We start from the raw sequence: 21,941 nt of genomic DNA on the forward strand, positions 1-21,941 counted from the left end.
CCATTCTTCTGGAAGTACATGTCATCGTGAACGAAAACGAAAAAGGTCGGCGAAAAGCCGACCTTACCGAACGCAAGCGAACCGATAGCCTACTCGGCATCTTCACCATAAATCTCTTTAAGCAGGCTCTTCTTTTCCGGCTGAGTACGAGCTGCCCGCCGGCTCTCGCGCTCATTCTGGCGCTCTTGCGCCACATTCAAGCGCCGCATAAAGCGGTCAACCTGGCCAGCAGTATCGACAATCCGCTGCTCGCCGGTGTAGAACGGATGGCAATTGGCGCAAATCTCGACCCGCAGATTGGGGCGAGTGGAACCAATCTTCCAGACCGTCCCACATGTTCCGCACACAATGCCATCAGTGTAATACTTGGGATGAATACCCTGTTTCACGACACGTCCTCTCTAATGAGCCGTTTCTGCGGCAGTAACTGGGATCACGCTCACCATCTTCTGGGTGCGTGAATAGTGGCCGAACTGCACGACGCCATCAACAAGCGCGTACAGAGTCCAGTCACGACCTACCCCAACATTCTCACCCGGCTTAATTTTGGTGCCACACTGGCGGACGATAATGTTTCCGGCGCGAACATGCTCGCCGCCAAAGCGCTTGACACCGCGCATTTTTGGATTGCTATCGCGTCCGTTACGCGAGCTACCTACACCTTTTTTGTGGGCCATCGTTCAAGCTCCTCTCAGGCGACGATCTCGCTAATCCGAATTTTAGTGTAGCGCTGGCGATGACCGGTGCGCCGGCGATAGCGGGTCTTGTTGCGGTAGCGGAAGACAACAATCTTGTCGCCCTTTTGCTCTCCCAATACTTCTGCCCGCACCACAGCACCTTCGACCAGCGGCGAGCCGACCTTGACCTGTTCCGCGTCGCCCACCAAAAGCACCTCTCCTAGCTCGATCTGGCTACCCGGTTCGGCGCTGATCAGGTCGATGGTCAGGACTTGGCCCGGCTCGACACGGTATTGCATGCCTCGGTCACGAATAATTGCATACACGGTCTTCTTCTCCTTGGGGCGACGCTATCGTAGCGTCGAGACAACATGAAAACAGAGCGGTTGCACCGCCCTTTGCCTTGCGTAGTATAGCAAAGGGTGTGCTCAGTGTCAAACAGCGCAGTCGTGCTATGCACTGTGTGCGATACGTGCCATCTCTTCACAGGCACGCAGAGCGGCAATCCGCGCCCAACCGAGTGAAGCGTTGGCACCAATGGCCAGCAGCAGAATCAAATCATCAACAGAAGCCATAATGATATTTTGATCCTGCCCTTCGTGGATCACCAGATGACCAGGCCGCTGTTGACCCAGATGGCGGCCAATCTCGGCCAGGGCCAGCGTGTTACCGGCTGCCAGTGCAGCAACAACCGTCACGTTAATATCACGTCGGCGGCTCCAGTGGCTGAGGACCAGCCCGCTCATATCGGCCAGAATCGCACACTGGACATCCGGCGCCAGGGCCAGATCCTTCAACGATTGACGCATACGCTCAAGTTGCGCTTCGGAATAACTCCGTCCGCTATGGCCACTCTGGTGCGGCGTGAGCCGCATGGCGACGCTCGATGATCCGGTTGATGCTGACTGCGCCGGCTGCCGGGAACGGAGCATCGCCAGTCGTTGACTGAATCGACTGCTGCCGGAAGTCTCTCCTGCCGGGGCTTCAGAACGGCTTGCTGCAGCCGGCTTGATCGGATCGAGAAGGGTCGTTGCCGCCAGCCGTAATTGTTCGGCAGTAGCCGGTTTTGTCAAGACATAGTCAATTTGCAACTCTGTTTTCAATTGTGGTGACAAGTTATCCGGGCTAATGGTAAAGACAACGACCGCCGTACCCGGATCAAGTTGACGTACCCGCTGAATGAGTTCGATCCCGCTCATTCCCGGCATCCGCACGTCGGTAAACAACAGATCGACCGGTTGCCGGGAGATGTGGAGGAGAGCCGCTTCTGCCGAGGATACATCACTTACTTCATATGGTGTATCCTCAGTGAGAGCGAGTGATACCAGTCGGCGAATATTCGGATCATCATCAACAACTAAAATGCGCTTAGGCATAACCGCTCCGGCGAACGCAACGCCGCGCCTCGAGGCGCGGCGGCGGCATGGACGTCGTGCATCCTATAGTATAGCCGGTTTATGGTGATTTTGTCGTCAGGTCAAAGGTACTAATTTGATGAAGAATTTGTTATGTGCAGCTTCCCTTTGGATGCAACCCTATTCTGGCATCACGATCCTGATATGCAGCTCTTTCAACTGCCGCTCATCCACCGGCGACGGCGCATTCGTCATCAAATCAACCGCTTGCTGGGTCTTGGGGAAGGCCATCACCTCGCGAATGGTCGGTTCATCGGCCAGAATCATCACCAGGCGATCAATGCCGGGGGCAATGCCACCGTGGGGAGGTGCACCATATTCAAAGGCTTCAAGCATGTGCCCAAACTGCGTCTGGGCCTGCTCTTCGCTAATCCCCAGCAGCGAGAAGATCTGTTGCTGAACATCGCGGCGATGAATACGGATGCTGCCGCCACCAGCTTCATAGCCGTTGAGGATGAGATCGTAAGCCTTTGCCCGTACTTTGCCGGGATCGGTTGCCAGCAGGTGCATGTCTTCATCTTTGGGTGCGGTAAATGGATGGTGAACAGCATCCCAACGTTGCTCGTCTTCGTTCCATTCCACCAGCGGGAAATCCACGATCCAGGCAAAGCAGAGCGTATTCGGATCGGCCAGTTGCAGCCGTTCGGCCAGGTTGCGACGCAGTTTGTCGAGTGAAGCGGCGACGATTGCCGGTTGATCGGCGACGATTAAGAGCAGATCGCCGGCTTCAGCCTGCATCCGTTCGACGATAGCAGCAAACTCGCCGGGTGCCAGGTTTTTGGCAAAGCTCGACCGTACCTCGCCACCATCTGCCGGTAATACCGCCCAGGCCAACCCTTTAGCGCCACCAGTGCGCACCACGTCGGTCAACTCATCAATCTGCTTACGCGAGAAGTGGGCACAGCCCGGTGCCAGGATACCTTTGACCTGTCCACCACTGTTTAACACATTGCGAAAGACCTGGAATGGTGTCTCGATTAGCAGATCGCTCAGGTTGACCAGCTCCAAACCGTAGCGCAGGTCTGGTTTATCCGAGCCGTAGCGTTCCATCGCTTCCGCATACGACAGCCGCCGAAAGGGAGTAGGCAGATGTTTGTGGGGAACGACGGTACGACAGAGGGCGGTGAACATGCGCTCAATCAGATCAAGCACATCGTCTTGATCGACGAAGCTCATCTCCATATCGAGCTGCGTAAATTCAGGCTGCCGGTCAGCACGCTGGTCTTCGTCACGAAAACAACGGGCAATTTGAAAATATTTGTCGTAACCGGCAACCATCAACAGTTGCTTCAGTTGCTGTGGGCTTTGCGGCAGGGCGTAGAACTTGCCCGGATGCAACCGCGATGGCACCAGGTAGTCACGCGCACCTTCCGGTGTCGATTTGATCAAGATTGGCGTCTCAATTTCAAGAAAACCTTCTGCATCGAGAAAGTCACGAATGAACTTGACGACGCGATGGCGTAAGATCAGGTTGCGCTGCATCCGTTCGCGCCGTAGATCGAGATACCGGTATTTCAATCGCACCGACTCGTCTTCACCACCCTCTTTAGCAATATAAATGGGTGGTGTACGAGCTGGATTCAGTACCTGTGCTTCCAATGCTTCCAGCTCAATCTCACCGGTGGCCAGGTCAGGATTCACCGCCTCTGGAGGGCGAATCCGTACCTTCCCGTGTACCTGAAGCACATATTCCGAGCGAACAGTTTCGGCAACCTCGTGGGCGGTTGGATGGGCGCTGTTGAAAACAACCTGCGTGATCCCATAGCGATCACGCAGGTCGATGAAGATGAGATCGCCGTGGTCGCGCCGACGATGAACCCAGCCGGCCAGCGTCACCTCCTGACCGGCGTGTGCCGGACGTAACTCACCACAGGTATGTGAACGGTACATAGACTCTCCTGCCGAATTGAAAGCAGCATTGCTTGCTTAACCGTCGCATTATAACACAGCCATTCAGGTCTCTTATGCGCCAGTCTCATCAATTAATTGGTTCAACCAGGCCGTTGTGCTGCCGGTAGGTAACTGTTGGAGTGCCTGCCGGGCTGCGTGTTGCTGTTCAATCAGCGCTGCACGCGCCTTTGGCAGACCGTGCTGGCGAATCAGCGGTAAGACGGCGGTAGTCGTTGCTGGAGTGGGATGATCAAATACGGCTTGTACTTCTGGGGGCGGCGGTTCGGTGACTGCAAACAGGAGTGCAAGCGGAATATTTCCCGCCTGTAACAGGGCGCCCTCCGCTTCCAGATCGCGAATTTCGCTCGCCAGACGCCGCGCCAGCCCTAGATGCATGCCAAAACGTGCCGCCGGTTCAAGCAAGGTGTCCGGGAGATCGCCACACAGTATTCCGGCCTGGGCTGCTGCTGCCAGTAGCGCACCGGATAGAGCCTCCGTTCGTTGCCAGTAGGTTGCCAGCGCCGTTTCCTGCGGTGTGGGGCTGGTAATTGTAATGAGTTGCCCTTCACAAATCCGCATCACTGCCTGTGAGTAGAGGCTGATGATCCGGGGATCAGGGCTGCGGGCCATTTCGCCGGCAGCCAGCGCAAAGAGGTAGTCACCTATCATCAGAACGACACCATGATCCCACGATCCGTTCGCTCTGTGACCTGTCCGTCGGGCGTGTTCATCAATCAAGGTGTCATGCGCACGGGTTGCTGCTTCAATCAATTCAACCGCGGCAGCTGCATGGACTACCTGGGCATCGGTGTAGTAGCCTAACCGGGCAACCGCCAGCACAACAAGTGCCCGCAGCCGATCTGTTGCATCAGTAACTACGTGTGGATTAACCATTGCAATAACGCTATAGCGTGCTTGCATCCGCTCTTGAAGAATCTGCTCAACCCGCAACAGGTCGTGCTGTAATTCTGATGGGATAGCGAAGGTCATGGTCTGTCACTTTAGCTATGGTTTATCGCTCATTACTAGGAAAGATACGCTATCCCTGTACCACTGTCAACCGCGCCTGGCACAGGGCCGATCCACGTCTGCCAGATGAGAAAATCGCCCTAATGACAGGTATCTCATATTCCGCTCACGACAGTATCTCTTGCTCTCAGTCTGACGGTATGGCGGCGAGGAGTGCTGACGACCATCTCCAGTACCATCACTCGTTTGCTTGGTTGCCTGGCCCGCTCATCATGCACGTGTCGCGGCGTTTGGAGTGTGGCAGCCATGCTGCCGCACCAGCCGTACTCACGATCCGGCGTGTGTCATGCCGTTCACCCGGCTGGCCACAGGGAAGCTGTGTGTGATCGTCCCGATCATGGAGTCTGTCAGTAGCGAATGTGATAACTTCCCGGTGTGCGGAAGCCATTGTTCTGTATACCCCGTACCAGACGTGTGTCGCACCCCTCTCCCCAGCGGCCATTGTTGATCCAGCATCATCGTATAGCTTTTCACAGATGCACACGATCTGCTCAATGTGCTGCTCTGTACCATCTGGCGGCCACGTCGTCACATGTGATATGATGGCGTAGCATCTACAACTATTAGCAACATCCGTATCCATCTCAGATAAGTAATATTGCATAACCCAAATACGTGTGGAATTCACAACAGTAACGGAGATAGACACTTTTTCGTCTGAAACGGAGGTCAATCGTGACGCTCAACCCCACCCGTATCGGAAAGGCTATCGGTATTACCGCCGGCGCACTTGCGGCGTTGGCCGGTATTGGTGCAATCACAGCATTACGCCGGCCTCTCCCCCGTACCGGCGGTCGCATCAGGCTACCCGGCCTGCGCACAGCGGTTGAAGTACGTCGTGACCGCTGGGGTATTCCTCATATCTATGCCGAATACAACGAAGACCTCTTCTGTGCACTTGGCTATGTTCACGCCCAGGATCGTCTCTGGCAAATGGAGCTGCATCGCCGGATCGGACATGGTCGCCTGGCCGAGATTGTCGGGCCGGCAGCCCTCGATTCTGACCGGTTCATTCGCACCCTGGGCTTTAGCCGTCTGGTGCAGCGCGAAGTCTCGCTGCTCGATGACGAGACGGCGACCCTAATGACCGCCTATCTGCGCGGCGTGAATGCCTGTATCGATCAGACCACTCATCGCTTGCCACTCGAATTTACCATTCTCGGCATTCAGCCCCAACCGTGGGAACTGACCGATCTCCTGGTCTGGCCGAAAATGGTGGCGCTCACGCTGTCGAGTAACTGGATGCAAGAGTTGCTGCAAGCGCAGATTGTCGCTCTGGTTGGTGTAGAGCGGGCAATTGCATTGCGTCCTCGTTATCCAGAAGATGGCCCATTGACGGTGCCGGCTGATGCTCACTATACACCCGATCTTGGAGCGGCTGCGTTGCAGTTGGCCAGTGACGCGGCCCCCTTTGCCGGCGAAAATGAGACGCCGCAGGGTTCAAACGCCTGGGTTGTCTCGGGGCAACGCACAACAAGCGGTCGCCCGTTGTTAGCGAACGATCCCCATCTCAACCTTTCGCTACCCAACCTCTGGTATCAGGTTCACCTGGAGGGCGGTGATTTTCACGTGGCGGGGGCAACGATTCCGGCTACCTGTGGCGTGATTATCGGCCATAACCGCCGTATTGCCTGGGGGCTTACGAACGCTCGCACCGATAATCAAGATCTCTTCATCGAGCAGTTTGATGCCGCTGATCCACTGCGGTACCGCTGGCGCGACGAGTGGCTGATCGCCGAGGTGGTACGCGAGACGATTCACGTCAAGGGGCAGCCTGAACCTACGGACATTGATGTCCGTATCACGCATCACGGCCCGATCATCGATCCGGTGGCTGGTACGTTGCGCGGTGAACCGACCACAACTGATACTACGACGCAGGCATTGGCCCTGCGCTGGACAGCCCTTGATCCCTCGCCAACCCTTACGCGAGCGGTGATCAGACTCAACCGCGCTCAAAACTGGGATGAATTTCGGGCGGCCCTGCAAGACTGGGATGTCCCACCGCAGAATGTGGTCTATGCCGACATCGATGGCCATATTGGCTACTGCCTGGCCGGTCGCCTGCCGATTCGCCGGCAGAGCGACGGTTCGTTACCGGTACCCGGCTGGACTGGCGAGTACGAATGGGATGGCTACATTCCGTTCGTCGAATTGCCCAGCCAGTTCGATCCGCCGGGTGGTGCTCTGGTTACTGCCAATCACCGGATTATCGATGAGCGGTACCCGGCCAGCGTTCCGATCCGTGGCCTCTGGCTCAATCCCTATCGCGCCCAACGCATTCAAGCTTTACTTGATGAACACAAACAACACGACGTGCGCAGCTTGGCCCACATCCAGGGTGATGTGGTCTCGTTGCCCGGCAAAGTGCTGGTCGAACAGGTCGCTCGCTTACAGCTCGAACCCGGTATGGAGCAGCGCGTTCGCGATCTGTTTATCACCTGGGATGGATACCTGCACCCCGAAAGCGTGGGTGGTGCGATCTATGAGAGTCTGCGCTACCACTTACTGCGCATTGTGTACCAGGAAATCAGCGATCTATTCCGGGCACCGGCTGCGCTGGGGTCGTTCAGCGTTCTGCCGGCCAACATCTACCTGGAATGTGCTTTGCCAACCGTGCTGGTGCGCATGGCCAGCCAGCCACTCGACCAGCCTGATGAATGGCTGGGTCAGGGCCGCACTTGGGGCGGTGTCTTGCGGGCAGCACTGGGGCGGACTGTGGCTGAACTCAGCGAACGGCTCGGCGATGACCCCAACCGCTGGCAGTATGGCCGCTTGCATACTCTGACCCTCCGCCATCCCCTGGGCAGTGTGCAGGCGCTTACCCCGCTCTTCAATCGGGGGCCGTGGCCGATAGGTGGCGATCTCGATACCGTCAACCACTGCTACCTGCCGCGCGATAATGCCGGCATGAAAATCACCAATGGGGTGTCGGTACGCTTCATTTTTGATCTAAACGATTGGGATAATTCGCGTGCTATCCTTCCCGGTGGGCAAAGCGGCCATCCGGCCAGCCCGCACTACGCTGATATGATTGCAGCCTGGCGGGCCGGCGCGTATCATCCGCTCTTATGGAGCCGCCCGGCGGTTGAACGCCATTCGACACAGGTGCTGACCTTACTCGCCGACTAACTGTGGCGACGTGATACTGGTTTGTGTTATGGTGAATGACCAGCTTAACAACCTGCTCCAGCTTATTGCCGCTTGTACGTCGCGCCCGGTGTGGCTGGTCGGTGGTGCAGTACGAGAGCTTTTAACCGGGCATCAGCCGGTTGATCTCGATCTCGCGATTGACGGGAGTGGTCTGGCGCTGGCGCAGGCACTTGCCGATGCCGGTCAGGGCACTTTCGTGCTGCTTGACCGCGAACGTGATACCGGTCGCGTCGTGCTGCCTGATGGCATCGTGATCGACTGCGCCCGCCTGCGGGCAGCCGATATTGTGTCCGATCTGTACCTGCGCGACTTTACCGTGAATGCGCTGGCACTCCCACTGGAAGCGGTGCGCCAGAGCGATTGGAGTGCATTACTTGATCCTCTCGACGGGCAGGCCGATCTTGCCGCACGCCGCCTGCGCCCGTGTACCCCGACCAGCCTGCGCGATGACCCGCTGCGCGTAATTCGGGCCGGTCGCTTTCGCGCCACCCATCAGCTCATCCCTGTGCCCGACCTGGTAGCGTCTGCATGTGAGGTGGTGCCGTTGCTGTCGGCGATTGCCGTTGAACGCATCCGTGACGAATTACTGAAGCTCTGCGATGGGTTGGCTGCCGCTGCCGGTTTGCGTTTCCTGGATCAGGTCGGCGCACTCACTGCCATCTTCCCCGAACTGGAAGCAGCACGTACCTGCGATCAGCCGCACGTCCATTTTCTGCCGGTGCTGGCCCATGTATTGGAAACAGTTGCTGCTCTGGATTGGCTGATTGACAACGGCGAGCCACCTGTTGCCGTCCAGACCCATCCCCACCTGGAGCACCTGCTCCCGTTTGCCGATCAGTATCAGGCCCTTCTCCTCCAACGGCGCGGCAATGTAAGGCGGGCAGCCCTCTTAAAACTGGCGGCCCTGCTCCACGATAACGCCAAACCGCAGACGAAGGTCAGCCATCCCGATGGCACAGTAACCTTCTACGGCCATCAGGGGTTGGGTGCCGAGCGTGTTCTCATCATCGGCCAGCGCTTACGGCTCAGTCGGGCCGATACCGTATACCTGACCTGTATTGTTCGTGAACACATGCGTCCAGGTCAAATGCGGAGTGGTGGTCAGCTTACGGAACGGGGGATTGCCCGCTTCTTCCGTGATACCGGCGATGCCGGGCCTGACATTCTCTTGCATGAGTTGGCCGACCATCTGGCAACACGTGGCCCCTGGCTTGACCCAGCGGCGTGGCGGGAACATCGCCACTGGGTGGCAATGATGCTGGATCATTACTGGAACGCGCCGACCCCGCCGCCGCCGCCATTACTGCGTGGTGACACCTTAATGGCTGCGTTGGGGATCAAACCGGGGCCGGAAGTGGGGCGCCTGTTACGCTTAATCCACGAAGCGCAACTGGCGGGAGAGATTCATAGTCCAGAAGAGGCAATTGCGCTGGCTCGCATACTACAGACAACCGATCACGCATAACGCATCATCAGCGCGGTCGGCGCGGCAAACGGATCCGGTCGGTCTGCCGTCGTTCACCGGCGGCAGGACGATCATCGTCAAGGAGCGGTAACAGGATCAGAGTCAGCGCAATCATCCCGAACAACAACAGTGATGGCAGGAATGACAGCAAATCGTCCATGATGAGCCTCCGTCTGAAATGGTAACGCTTGAATGACAGGCGTCATCATCGTAACGAGGAGGCTACGCTGAGAGAATGACAACGATCTGATGTTTAGCTGACGTATGAGCGCAGCACATCACGCACGATCTGTTCGAGGCGATCCAGCGGAAAAGGCTTAGACAAATAGTAATCGATACGTTGCTCGCGAGCGCGTCGTTCTAGTTCTGGCGTTGCATAGGCTGTAATCATCACCACACAGGTATCGGGCGAAGTCTCCTTGATCGCGGCCGCAAGCTGCAAGCCATTCATACCTGGCATATTGTAATCGGTAATGACGAGCGGTACTTTCCTGAGCGCAATCTGGGCAAGCGCGTCAGCACCGCTGTTGACGGTGATAATATCGTATCCCCCGGTCAAATCTCGCATCAAGCGATGCAAGATGATGAGAATATCAGGCTCATCCTCAACTAGAATGATTGCCGGATTGCGACCGGAAAAATCGGACATAGGAGAAACTCCTTAACCTCCCACAAGCCCTGTTACCTGCACACCATCCACCCTGTATCTGGCGAATATGGCGGTATTGTATCACAGCCCTGCATGACGGGCAAGCACCGAAGAAATGGTATTATACGCATGACCAGGGAGACATGAACATGACAGTAGCACCTGAGAATCAGACACACCCGTAAAAGCTGTCCAAAGGGTAGGTTAAAGCTGATGAACGTTCACTGTCCTGCTGCAAGTTCTGGCAAAACGTCGGCTATTCTGAGAGAAACGTATCTCATAAAGCTGTGTCTCCGTCATGTTACGCTAGCACAGGCCGATGAACCTTTCCAACGTACCAGAGGCAGTCTCTCTTGCTTTCAATACACCTGAAACGAAAAGCTGTGTTGCCTGCCCACGGAGCAATCACGCGCTAGGTAGAACATCATTCACGCTCCATGATGCCCATGGTACGTGATCTGGCATGCAGAAGCTATGCTTCCGTCGCTACAGTACGTAAGGTCAGCCATAAGTCACCCCGGTCACAGGTATGAGGTGTGTTCTGGTTCCGATCATCTGGTCTGTCACCCTGTACTCGCGGTTAACATACTATCAAATCCAGGGTGATAAAAGTCATGACCTGCTATCTACTGTCGCCCTCACGTGGCGCTCGTGAACGCTCCATCGTGGTGTGCAAGCGTGGGTATCTCCTGGGAGCGCGAACCTCTGGCTCGTCCACCACCTGCCATACCCCACCGGGCCTTTATCCAGCGGGGTATGGCAATTCTGAACCAGGGCACGATAATGGGAGGTCATGCGGTACTGGTGATTCTCGCCTCCAGCAGGGGCGGATAACGATGGGGGCGGATCGCAGGACGTCGCAGAAAGTAACACTACTATCATCCGCTCGCCACCCATCCCACTGGCGCCTGACCTGCATGCAACTGCGCACGAACCAGTTCGCGTATCTGTGCTGACCCATCGGTGTCTTACCGGTGACACGCCCGGCAGCAAGCCAAAGCAGGACAACCTGAATGATGCACAGTGTCAGTCCAGAGTTGATATAAGGTATACCCACCTGATTTCGTCAGAGGATAGCGCGAGTGATAATCAATGGAAACAAGACTACATCGCCCGAAAATGTTGTCTCGCCGCCATCGTAACGTCACCCATGTGGGTCGTTTGTAAAGAAGAACACCAGTTATGAATCAACTACCCGGCATCTTCCTGAATGTGCTCGCTCCGGTTTTTCTGCTGGTTTTGCTCGGTTACATTACCGGCCCCCGGCTGCAACTCGAAGCCCGCACCCTCTCGCGATTCGCCTATTTTATTCTGACACCCGCCTTTGTCTTTTACGTCCTCAGCCAAACGCGCATCGAAGCTGGTCTGGCCGGGCGTATGATCGGCTTCATCACGGTGGTTTACCTTGGTTCAATAGCAATTGCCTTCCTGGTTGCCAGGTTACTGAGGCGCAGTGGCAAAATGACTGCGGCGTATGTGATGATTGCTGCCTTTGGTAATGTCGGTAATTTTGGGTTACCGATCATTCAGTTTGCCGAAGGTCAGGCAGCACTTGGTGTGGCCACCGTTTACTTTTTGGCCAATCTGGTACTGGCGTTTATCGTGTGCGTTGGTGCTGCTAATTTCAGCCGCGGTTTTAGCCTGGGAATGGCAGCACAGGTCTTCCGCACTCCTGCTCTCCTTGCCCTTCCACCAGCCTTATTGTTTAACTGGCTCAACATCAGCTTACCGCCAGTGGTTATGCGTCCGCTGGAACTCCTTTCCGGTGCGCTTATTCCGACCATGCTGATCGTATTAGGAGCGCAACTGGCGGCTGCCGGTATTCCACGAATCAACGCTGATCTCCTCATTGCCAGCGCCATTCGGCTGATTAGCGGGCCAGTGCTGGCATTTACTACAGTAGGCTGGTTTGCATTACCGCAATTAGAACGTAACGTTGGTATCTTACAGGCCAGTATGCCGACGGCTGTGCTGGTCAGCATTATTGCGATGGAGAACGAACTGCTACCTGAATTTGTTACGGCTACCGTGTTATTCTCGAATCTGGTCAGTATCATTTCACTGGCTATAGTTTTAGTCTTGCTGTGAGGTACTTTGACGGACAAATCACTGAATTAGCAAATGTTTTTCAATCAATAACGCCACTATTTGCGTAATTTCGTGATTCAGTGTATAATTAAAGTACCGAATATTTATATTCAGATTGCCCAGGAGCAAAACATGAAACGACGAGAGTTTCTGCGTGGCGCCGCAGCAGGCGTTCTCGGTGGCCTTGGTCTGACTCTGGCCGCATGTGGTCAACCTCCGGCAGTGACCAATCCGCCGACTTCAGCACCTGCTCAGCCGACGGCAGCAGGTGGTGAACAACCGACCGCAGCAGCAACCACGGCCCCAGCAACCCAAGCCCCCGCTCAGGGTTCGTCAATGCCGGCAGTTGAGTGGCGTATGGGTACAAGCTGGCCCATCGCGCTCGATACCATCTATGGTGGCGCGACAGTGCTGGCCGAGCGTGTTGCCGAACTGTCAAATGGCATGTTCAAAATCACCACCTTCCCCGCTGGTGAGCTGTTCCCTGGCCTTGAAGTACTTCAGAACGTCTCGCAGGGTACCGTCGAGGCGGGTCACACTGCCCTCTACTACTATGTCGGTCTTGATCCAGCGTGGGCGTTTGGAACTGCTTTGCCGTTTGGCTTGACTGCCCAACAGCAAAACTCGTGGCTCTATCACGGTGGTGGTGAACAGGCTATTAACAAGCTGGGTGAAAACTTTGGTGTGATCTGCTTCGCCGCCGGTAATACCGGCACCCAGATGGGCGGCTGGTTCCGCCGCGAGATCAACACCGTTGCCGACCTGCAGGGTCTCAAGATGCGTATTCCTGGTCTGGGGGCCCAGGTGTTGCAGCGGCTCGGCGTAGTTACCCAGACCCTACCCGGTGGTGAAATTTTCCAGGCGCTCTCGACCGGTGCTATCGATGCTGCCGAGTGGGTCGGTGCCTACGATGACGAGAAACTGGGTCTGCCTGATGCAGCCGATTTCTATTACTCACCGGGCTGGTGGGAGCCAGGCCCTAGCCTGCACACAGTTATCAGTCTTAATGCCTGGAACAAGCTGCCGAAGGAGTATCAGAACTTCCTGCGAGTTGCAGCATGGGAATCGAACATGAACATGCTCGCTAAGTACGATGCGTTGAACAACGACGCCCTTGAGCGAATTGTTGCCAAGGGCAAGCAGTTGCGTGTCTACAGCGACGAGATTCTCAATGCAGCGCAGAAGGCAGCATTCGAGTTATTTGCCGAGAATGAAGGAAAGTCGGCAGCCTTCAAAGAGATTTTTGCTGGCTGGAATACCTTCCGCCAGAAGATTCAGCGCTGGCATCAGACCAACGAGCTGCCGTTCAACACCTTTGTCAAGAATAACCCCATCTAATTTTGGGTACTGTAAGCAAAAAGTCGGGTGGAGCAGATGCTTCACCTGACTTTTTGTTTGTATGCAAATCTGGTAGGGATACGTCCAGGCATCTCTACTGACTGTTCAGTGACTCCGGCGTAATAGCAGTCATTGCAGATTGTCTAACCTCACCTGAGCGTCGCGCCTTCAGATGTCATACTGCGGTACCAAAGCCTGGTATTACCTGGGAGCGTGCGCCTCCGGTGTGCTCCCCACTGGAACCAGCTCGCGACAACGATAGCCATTCCGACGCCGCTGGTTCCCGCCTCCAGCGGGGGCGGGGTGAGGGTATGTCGCATACCACTGCTGGACGCAGCACTATTACCCCCGCTTGCCTCTTATCACACTGGCGCAGCTCCTGCGCATGACTGTCCGTGAACCGGTTAGCCCGTCTCCGATGAACCACCGGCAGCTCATTGGGTGGTAGTTCTGGCAGTCAGTACTGCCATGACAACCTGAAGGATGCTCAGAGACTGTCAAGATTTGACGTGAATAGTTTTACATAACCCAGCAGAGCGCATTGGTTGTGCACTCCTCTTTGTTGTCTTCTGCCCAGGCTTTCTGGGCATGCCTGTTTAGATAACCCAGCAGAGCGCATTGGTTATGCACTCTGCTGGGTTCATGTGGCACAGTATCAGCGAATAGTCAATTCCCTACTGACCGAAGGAGATCGCCGGCAGATAGAGGGCTAACTGTGGGAAGAAGATCAAAACAACGACAATCGTAAGCTGGATTGCAATGAATGGCACGACACCCCGATAAATATCGGCAGTTGTAACTCCAGGCGGTGCCACTCCTTTCAAATAGAAGAGGGCAAAACCAAACGGTGGGGTCAGGAACGAGGTCTGCAAATTGGCACCGAGCAGCACGCCAAACCAGATCAGATCAAATCCCAGTGCTTTCGCTACCGGTACAAACAGGGGAATAACGATAAAACAGATCTCGAAGAAATCGATGAAGAAGCCGAGGAAGAAAACAATTAGCATGCTAACGATCAGGAAGCCCCAGGCACCGCCGGGCAGGTTCGCCATCAGATCGAACACAAACTTATCGCCACTCAAGGCGCGGAACACCAGGGCAAATGCGGTTGAGCCGATCAGAATGAAGATCACCATTGTTGTGGCGCGCATCGTGGCATCGCACACCGCCAGGAAATTCTTCCAGGTCAATCGGCGATTAGCAACCGCCAGCAACGTTGCGCCAAGTGCGCCAACGGCACCCGCCTCGGTTGCCGTCGAGATACCGAAGAAGATGGAACCAAGTACGGCGACAATGAGCAGGAGTGGGGGAATCATCACCTGCACCACTCGTTTCGCCAGGGCTGCACCACTGATCGAACGCGCCGATAATGGAAGTGCTGGAGCCATTTCTGGCTTCAGTAAAGCAACTATCCAGCAGTAAAATGCCAGCGCTGTTGCCAACAAAAGACCCGGTATCAACGAGCCAAGAAAGAGTCTGCCAACTGAAACACCGATTTGGTCGCCGAGCACCACCAGCACGACCGACGGTGGAATAATCTGCCCCAGTGTACCGGCAGCGCAAATCACTCCACAGGCCAGTTCTTTGTTGTAGTTGTAGCGCAACATGATGGGCAGCGAAATCAATCCCATTGCCACCACTGTTGCTGCAACAACGCCGGTAGTCGCTGCTAGCAAAGCGCCCACAACGACAACCGCAATTGCCAGGCCACCCCGCACGGGACCAAAGAGAACCCCCATCGTATCGAGTAAGTCCTCTGCCAGACCAGACTTTTCCAGCATTGAGCCGAGGAAGATAAAGTAGGGGATTGCCAGCAGGGTGTAGTTTGACATCACGTTGAAGATACGTGATGGCATTGCCCGAATGATGATGGGGTCAAAGATGCCAAGTGAAACGCCGATGATACCGAAGACAATCGCTGTTGCCCCCAGCGAAAATGCAACCGGATAGCCGATCCCCAGAATGACCAGCGCTCCAAGGAACATCGTGGGTCCGAGCCAGTCGTACATGAATCCTCCACAAATTACAAGCGTGTCTCGTGTTCTTCCTCAACCTGTGATGGATCAAGGACACCTCGCCAGGCGGCAAAATATTTTATCGCTTCAGATATACCCTGAATAATCAGGAGAAGCGGGCTAACTATCAGGAATGTCTTGATGATATAGCGTGGCAGACCGCCGGGGTCAGGCGAATTTTCACGAATCCGCCATGATTGCTCGACATACGGCCAGCCGAAGTAGATAAGCAATCCACAGAAAGGAATGAGAAAGAAGAGAGTTCCTAAAAAATTGACCAGGGCTTTGCGTTTTGGTGAGTAGTTACTGTAAAACACGTCAACTCGCACGTGCTCGTTATGCTTTAAGGCATATGCAGCACCGAGTAAAAAGATTAAAGAAAAGATGTACCACTGGGCTTCAATATAGAAATTCGAACCAAGAGTGCGTCCAATTGCCCGTCCAACGTACCGATTCGCAACGTTCCATACCCCAACCGCAACAACGACGGGAACCAGGAAATAAGCTATACGTCCAACCCATTCAGTAAAGGTGTCAATAATTCGTGAAATGCGTAGCAGTACTGGCACACTAATCCTTCCTTTCCTGATCAAAGCGTTGTTTACGACGCAAGAATGAGCCATGATCAGTTAGCAACATAGTTGTTGCAATTTTCTTCCACGCAGGATGTGTAGTATACACTATGGGAATTTGCGAACGTATAGTTCAATAGTACACGGAATCGGTACTCTTGTCAAAGCAGCTTTCCGAAGCGACCCACACCCGCTTTCGGCTTCACTGCCTTCCGCCCGCTGGCTTACGGATACGTGTAACATCAGATCCGGTTTACTGGCAGTTATCACTTATGATTGCACTATCACGCAGGGGGCGATCTGAGCGCAGATACGGCGAACGGTGTTTCTGCTCCACACAGTATCACACACCAATGTGGATACGGTTCCCAGCCAGGTTGCCTGTGGTGCATCGTTTTGAGTGCAGAAGCCTCGCTTCCGCATTCACTATGCACACCGGCAGGTGCGCCTCGTAGCGCATACCAGTGCCGGCTTGTGACTCTGGTGACAGGTATGCTTGAGCGTGGTTGACAGCCAGTCCCACGGGACGTGGCATCGTGCCGCGCCACCAACTCAGCAGGATGCCGCGAGGCCCATGACCGTATAGTGTCCTCAACAGTAATGCACTGTATCCATCCAGATTGATATACAGGGGCGACGTACATGTAGCACACGTCGCCCCGCCGTATTTACATTCGGATTGTACGGGCGTTATTCGTGGGTCGCTCCCCATTTCTCAGGCATACGCCAGAGGCTCGAAAGGATCAAATCGCGTACCGATAGCAGTTCTTTCGGGAGACGGTCATATAGTTTGATGAACAGTTCTTCGTGCAGCAAAATTTCTTGCTGCCACTCACCGACGTTACACTCCATCACCTGTTCAAACTGCTCGGCGCTAAAGGTGAGACCACGCCAGTCGATGTCTTCATACCGTGGTACCCAGCCAATCGGTGTTTCGACACTGACGGCCTGGCCGTGGGCACGCTCGATAATCCACTTTAGCACTCGCAAATTCTCGCCAAAGCCCGGCCAGATAAACTTGCCGTTTTCATCTTTGCGGAACCAGTTGACGCTAAATATGCGCGGTGGGTTCTTCAACCGACGGCCAAAACTCAGCCAGTGGTTAAAGTAGTCGCCCATATGGTAGCCGGCGAATGGTAGCATCGCAAACGGATCGCGGCGGACTACTCCTTGTTGTCCCATTGCCGCTGCGGTTGTTTCTGATCCCATCGTGGCGGCCAGATACACGCCGTAGGTCCAGTTGAAGGCCTGGTAGACCAGCGGTACTATCCGACTGCGTCGGCCACCGAAAATGAAGGCTTCAATGGGAACACCATTGGGATTTTCCCACTCCGGATCAATGGCCGGGTTCTGCCGGGCCGGTGCCGTGAAGCGTGCATTTGGATGAGCTGCCAGACGGCCACATCCTGGTGTCCAATCACGCCCCTGCCAGTCGATCAGGTGTGCTGGCGGTTCATCGGTCATGCCTTCCCACCAGACGTCGCCGTCATCGGTTAGTGCAACATTGGTGAAGATGGTATTGGCGCGGCAGCTTTCCATCGCATTGGGATTGGTCTTATACGATGTGCCTGGCGCAACGCCAAAATACCCCGCTTCAGGATTGATCGCGTAGAGTTTGCCATCCGCACCGGGCTTGATCCAGGCGATGTCGTCGCCGACGGTGGTAACTTCCCATCCCTCACGTTTGAAGGTGTCAGGCGGGATGAGCATAGCAAAATTGGTTTTCCCACATGCCGAGGGGAACGCTGCCGCGACATAGGTCTTGCGTCCAGATGGTTCTTTTACTCCCAGGATCAGCATGTGTTCGGCCAGCCAGCCTTCTTGCCGTGCCATGACCGACGCAATCCGTAATGCAAAGCACTTTTTACCAAGCAGAGCATTACCGCCGTACCCCGATCCGAAACTCCAGATCGAGCGCTCTTCGGGGAAGTGAACAATATATTTGGTTGGATTGCAGGGCCATGGTACATCAGGTTGTCCCAATTCTAGCGGCATACCAACGCTGTGGAGACATGGGATGTATTCGCCGTTCTCACCCAATACGTCGTAAATTTTAGTTGAGACGCGGGTCATAATGTGCATGTTGACCACGACGTATGGCGAGTCGGTCAATTGAATACCAATATGCGCAATAGGTGATCCGATTGGTCCCATGCTAAAGGGAATGACGTACAGGACACGGCCCCGCATGCTCCCTTTAAACAATTTGAGCAGGATTTCCTTCATCTCTTTCGGTGGCATCCAGTTATTGGTGGGACCGGCATCGTCTTTCGAGATGCTACAGATGAAGGTGCGATCTTCGACGCGAGCAACATCTGAGGGGTCTGAGCGGGTGAGAAAGCTGTTGGGGCGTAGTTTGGGGTTGAGCCGAATAAACGTTCCGTTTTCTACCATCTGGTTGCAGAGCATGTCGTACTCTGCCTGTGTTCCGTCACAAAAATGGACTTGTGCCGGTTCGCAGAGTGCGACGATGTCTGAAATCCACTCGCGCAACCGGTGGTGTTTAATGTATGCCGGAAATTGCATACGAAACCTTCCTTTCGCTCACGGCACCATTGGCGGGCGATGACTGTGACATATTGAACAATGATAATCATAACATAGTGAGAAACAATGATTCGTTCAGAACCGAGTAATGTTTCGCATGAAACCAATAACTGTTGGTGTGTGGCACAGGTCTCTCGACTCTGGTTGGTCTGGTCGCTATGCCATTACCGTAGCGATTCGCGAACGTATCACAAGTGAATATGGTATACTATAGCGCCTGCCGATCCGGTGGCGTTGCATAAAGACTCTATTGAGGAGACGTCGAATGGAAACAGCCTTGTACATTGCGATCCTCGTGATCAGTGCGGTGATGAGTGTCCTGGTCATTTTGCAATCGCGTGGTGGTGGGATTAATCGTGATAGCAGTTCGATCTATCGCACCCGCCGCGGTATTGAGAAGACACTGTATCAGGCCACGATTGCTCTTGGGGTTACCTTTCTGCTGTTGGCCTTGATCACAAGCCTGCCAATTTTCAATTAGGGTATGGCGCGTCGTATTCGCTGGCAAATCGCGATTGCCCTCTTCGGCATTGCACTGATAGTCGTATTGTTTGGTCGCCTCGCCGCCCTCAGTGCATCGACCGATAATCCGGCAACTGGTGGTGTGTATAGTGAGGCTGTGGTCGGCTCGCCAATCATGCCTATTCCGCTGCTCAATGATCCGGTTGCCGATCCGGTTGGGCGCACGTTGATCAGCCTCCTCTTTGAAGGGCTGACCCGTATTGGGAGTGATGGCTTGATCGAACCGGCCCTGGCTGAAGGCTATACTGTTGATGCCACCAGCGAAATTTACACGTTCACTCTGCGACCGGGGCTGCGCTGGCACGATGGCATCCCTATCACCGCTGACGATGTTGTGTTTACCTTTCGGACGTTGCAGACATTGGAGGCGGCAGGTGAACCTGCGCTCGCCGGCTTCTGGCGTACTGCTTTAATTGAGCGTGTCGATACTCGCACAGTACGGGTGACGTTATCAGGGCCATTTGCTCCCTTTCCAAGCCTTGCCCGTGTGCCGATCCTCCCCGCTCATCTGCTCCGTGGTCTTTCCCCTGCTGAATGGCCGGCCAGTGAGTTTGCCCGTCGTCTGGTGGGCAGTGGGCCGTTTCGGCTGGCTGAATTACGCTCCGATGCAGTTGTTTTGACCGCCAACCCGACATACTACAATGGTCGGCCCTTTCTCGATCAAATAGAGTTGCGGTTTGTAAGTACCGCCGAAGCAGCAATTGCGGCTCTGTCACGTGGTGAAGTGACCGGCTTTGCAGAACGCTGGGGAACTAATCTTGCAACTGTCGATCTTCCTGGGGAAGAGCAGCGGCTTGCTTTGCCGATAGATGAATATACCCTGCTCACATTCAATCTGCGTTTGCCGTTATTTCAGGATATTCCCCTGCGCCGGGCATTGGCACTTGCCCTTGATCGTGATGCCTTGATTGAGACGGTTATTAATGGTATGGCGCAGCCGATAGATACTCCTCTCCTGCCGGGTACCTGGGCCGATAATCCCGCTCTTCGTCGTATGCCGGCTGATCCATCCGCAGCCGCCGAACGTCTGGCTGAAATTGATTTCGAGCCGGGTACCGACGGTATTCGCCAGCGTGGCCGACAGCGTCTGAGCTTTACATTGCTGGTTGACCGCGATGAGCGGCGTGTGGCGGTGGCGGAGGCTATCGCTACCCAGTGGCGATCTATCGGCGTGGAAGTGTTTGTTGAGTCAGTTGACGGTACAACTTTGACCGAGCGCTTACGCCAGGGCGATTTTATGGCTGCCATCCATACCTGGACGCGGATTGGGCCTGACCCCGATCCCTATAGTCTCTGGCACTCCAGTCAGGCTGATGGCGGTCTTAATTATGCCGGATTAGAAGATAGTCGCATTGACACTTTACTCGAACAGGCGCGGGCTGAGCCTGAACTGATCGCCAGGGCCGAGTTTTACCACGCCTTTCAACAGCGCTGGCTGGAACTATCGCCGGCAATTACCCTCTATCAGCCGATGTACGTGATGGTAACAACGGCAAACCTGCAAGGGCGCACCTTCGCTAATCCCGATCTCGGTCCCCATACGCTCTTCGGGATCGAGGATCGTTTTCGTGACGTGCAGCGTTGGTTTGTGAATAGTTTCCGCCGTATCGAAGGTGATTTGCCGTAAAGAGTCTGTTTGCCTGTCATCGCTACGTGTTTACACACCCGCTCTTGTCAATTGGTGTATTGCCTGTCTCACAGCGACGGGCGAAGATCGTATAGGTCAAACACCGGCCCCTCTACACAACGTCGCTGCCAGCCACGACGGGTTTCGATCTGACAGGCCCGACAGACCCCTATCCCACATGGTAGTGATCCGGCCACCACAACCTGGGCCAGTCCTGGTTGCCAGCGCAGGCGGGTGGATCGAATGACGTTTGCCGCTGGTGCCAACATCGTGGACGGTAATGCCAGTCCGATCTGATCGGCCCACCGGAGCGGACTCTGTGGCGATGAGGTGAGTAGGTCGAATAGCGTTGCCTCGCCGGCCAGGCTGAATTGGATTTCTACCGTCGGTGGTAGGAGAAAAGGCGGGGGGACAAAACCGGCATCTCCGGCCATAAATAGTGCAATATTCTGTCTGCTGGCCTGCTGGCGTGCCAGGAAAAGCAATGCCGGTAGTGCTGAGCCGGTGCCTGCCAGCAACAGGGTCTGGGTTGTTGGCTTGAGAGAGAAGTGTTTCCCACCCGGCACGCAGAGATCGAGCGTGGTTCCTGGCGATAGCTCGGACAACCAGATTACCGTCGGATCGCGAGGATCGATGAGAAACTCAACTGTGCCGGTGCCTGGATCGGCACCGGCCAGAAAGAGCGTTGTCCACAGCAGCGGGTCAAGTCCCGGTTGGGAGTGGCGCACCAGGGCAATCTGGCCGGGCTGGGCATGGTGAGCCAGTGATGCTGTCTTTACGCTCAACCAGATCAATTGCTCAAACCGACGGTACGTGTGGATCGCTGCTGTGTGGTACAGGTGCATATCGTGATTCCGAAGATATAGAAGCCATCTCTTTCATTTGTGTGGAGTGCAATTCGCTCGATAAGGAATAACTGTCTAAAGCGGAGCGTGATCATCCGAACAGATTGGG

At 55.1% G+C, this 21,941-nt stretch carries 18 protein-coding genes; 6 read left to right on the top strand and 12 right to left on the bottom strand.

The window, feature by feature from the left end:
- Window positions 1–89: 89 nt before the first annotated feature.
- The 6 genes from rpmE to VAE57_RS07060 form a co-directional block, all read right to left on the bottom strand.
- Entirely contained in the window at window positions 90–389 is a 300-nt protein-coding gene (gene rpmE, locus VAE57_RS07035) for a 50S ribosomal protein L31 (RefSeq protein ID WP_012258179.1), read from the bottom strand.
- 12 nt (window positions 390–401) lie between these two features.
- Window positions 402–677 (bottom strand): 50S ribosomal protein L27, encoded by a 276-nt coding sequence (rpmA, locus tag VAE57_RS07040; RefSeq protein WP_012258180.1) that lies wholly within the window; start codon window positions 675–677, stop codon window positions 402–404.
- Between the two features lie 14 nt (window positions 678–691).
- A complete protein-coding gene (gene rplU / locus VAE57_RS07045) occupies window positions 692–1,003 on the bottom strand; it encodes a 50S ribosomal protein L21 (RefSeq protein ID WP_012258181.1) in 312 nt (103 codons plus the stop codon).
- A 126-nt stretch (window positions 1,004–1,129) separates the two neighbouring features.
- A complete protein-coding gene (locus VAE57_RS07050) occupies window positions 1,130–2,053 on the bottom strand; it encodes a response regulator (protein WP_322821177.1) in 924 nt (307 codons plus the stop codon).
- A gap of 159 nt (window positions 2,054–2,212) precedes the next feature.
- Window positions 2,213–3,982: an aspartate--tRNA ligase gene (gene aspS, locus VAE57_RS07055; RefSeq protein WP_322821178.1), complete on the bottom strand. Its 1,770-nt coding sequence runs from the start codon at window positions 3,980–3,982 to the stop codon at window positions 2,213–2,215.
- Window positions 3,983–4,054: 72 nt separating this feature from the next.
- A complete protein-coding gene (locus VAE57_RS07060; protein ID WP_322821179.1) occupies window positions 4,055–4,972 on the bottom strand; it encodes a polyprenyl synthetase family protein in 918 nt (305 codons plus the stop codon).
- A gap of 714 nt (window positions 4,973–5,686) precedes the next feature.
- On the opposite strand from VAE57_RS07060, the gene VAE57_RS07065 reads away from it, so the two are divergent.
- Complete coding sequence (locus VAE57_RS07065) at window positions 5,687–8,143, top strand: penicillin acylase family protein (RefSeq protein WP_322821180.1); 2,457 nt, start codon at window positions 5,687–5,689, stop codon at window positions 8,141–8,143.
- Window positions 8,144–8,171: 28 nt separating this feature from the next.
- Window positions 8,172–9,629 carry a polynucleotide adenylyltransferase gene (locus tag VAE57_RS07070; protein WP_322821181.1) on the top strand — a complete coding sequence of 486 codons (1,458 nt, stop codon included), beginning with the start codon at window positions 8,172–8,174 and terminating at the stop codon, window positions 9,627–9,629.
- 7 nt (window positions 9,630–9,636) lie between these two features.
- Here VAE57_RS07070 and VAE57_RS07075 read toward each other — a convergent pair whose 3' ends face one another.
- Together VAE57_RS07075 and VAE57_RS07080 are read right to left on the bottom strand one after the other, a co-directional pair.
- On the bottom strand, window positions 9,637–9,789 hold the full coding sequence (locus VAE57_RS07075) for a hypothetical protein (RefSeq protein WP_322821182.1): 153 nt from the start codon (window positions 9,787–9,789) through the stop codon (window positions 9,637–9,639).
- Between the two features lie 93 nt (window positions 9,790–9,882).
- Entirely contained in the window at window positions 9,883–10,278 is a 396-nt protein-coding gene (locus VAE57_RS07080) for a response regulator (protein ID WP_322821183.1), read from the bottom strand.
- Between the two features lie 1,182 nt (window positions 10,279–11,460).
- Between VAE57_RS07080 and VAE57_RS07085 the strand changes: the two genes are divergently transcribed.
- Together VAE57_RS07085 and VAE57_RS07090 are read left to right on the top strand one after the other, a co-directional pair.
- Entirely contained in the window at window positions 11,461–12,366 is a 906-nt protein-coding gene (locus tag VAE57_RS07085; protein ID WP_322821184.1) for an AEC family transporter, read from the top strand.
- Window positions 12,367–12,498: 132 nt separating this feature from the next.
- On the top strand, window positions 12,499–13,704 hold the full coding sequence (locus tag VAE57_RS07090) for a TRAP transporter substrate-binding protein (protein WP_322821185.1): 1,206 nt from the start codon (window positions 12,499–12,501) through the stop codon (window positions 13,702–13,704).
- Window positions 13,705–14,378: 674 nt separating this feature from the next.
- On the opposite strand, the gene VAE57_RS07095 is transcribed toward VAE57_RS07090, so the two are convergent.
- The 3 genes from VAE57_RS07095 to VAE57_RS07105 form a co-directional block, all read right to left on the bottom strand.
- Complete coding sequence (locus tag VAE57_RS07095) at window positions 14,379–15,713, bottom strand: TRAP transporter large permease subunit (protein WP_322821186.1); 1,335 nt, start codon at window positions 15,711–15,713, stop codon at window positions 14,379–14,381.
- 14 nt (window positions 15,714–15,727) lie between these two features.
- A complete protein-coding gene (locus tag VAE57_RS07100; protein ID WP_322821187.1) occupies window positions 15,728–16,288 on the bottom strand; it encodes a TRAP transporter small permease subunit in 561 nt (186 codons plus the stop codon).
- Between the two features lie 693 nt (window positions 16,289–16,981).
- Complete coding sequence (locus VAE57_RS07105) at window positions 16,982–18,817, bottom strand: phosphoenolpyruvate carboxykinase (GTP) (protein WP_322821188.1); 1,836 nt, start codon at window positions 18,815–18,817, stop codon at window positions 16,982–16,984.
- Window positions 18,818–19,103: 286 nt separating this feature from the next.
- Here VAE57_RS07105 and secG point away from each other — a divergent pair, with 286 nt between their 5' ends.
- Together secG and VAE57_RS07115 are read left to right on the top strand one after the other, a co-directional pair.
- Window positions 19,104–19,319: a preprotein translocase subunit SecG gene (gene secG / locus VAE57_RS07110; RefSeq protein WP_322821189.1), complete on the top strand. Its 216-nt coding sequence runs from the start codon at window positions 19,104–19,106 to the stop codon at window positions 19,317–19,319.
- A gap of 3 nt (window positions 19,320–19,322) precedes the next feature.
- Window positions 19,323–20,987: a peptide ABC transporter substrate-binding protein gene (locus VAE57_RS07115; protein ID WP_322821190.1), complete on the top strand. Its 1,665-nt coding sequence runs from the start codon at window positions 19,323–19,325 to the stop codon at window positions 20,985–20,987.
- Window positions 20,988–21,055: 68 nt separating this feature from the next.
- Here VAE57_RS07115 and VAE57_RS07120 read toward each other — a convergent pair whose 3' ends face one another.
- Complete coding sequence (locus tag VAE57_RS07120) at window positions 21,056–21,832, bottom strand: hypothetical protein (RefSeq protein WP_322821191.1); 777 nt, start codon at window positions 21,830–21,832, stop codon at window positions 21,056–21,058.
- Between the last annotated feature and the right edge of the window lie 109 nt (window positions 21,833–21,941).

Origin of the sequence: Chloroflexus sp., assembly GCF_034434295.1 — a bacterium.
Lineage (GTDB): Bacteria > Chloroflexota > Chloroflexia > Chloroflexales > Chloroflexaceae > Chloroflexus.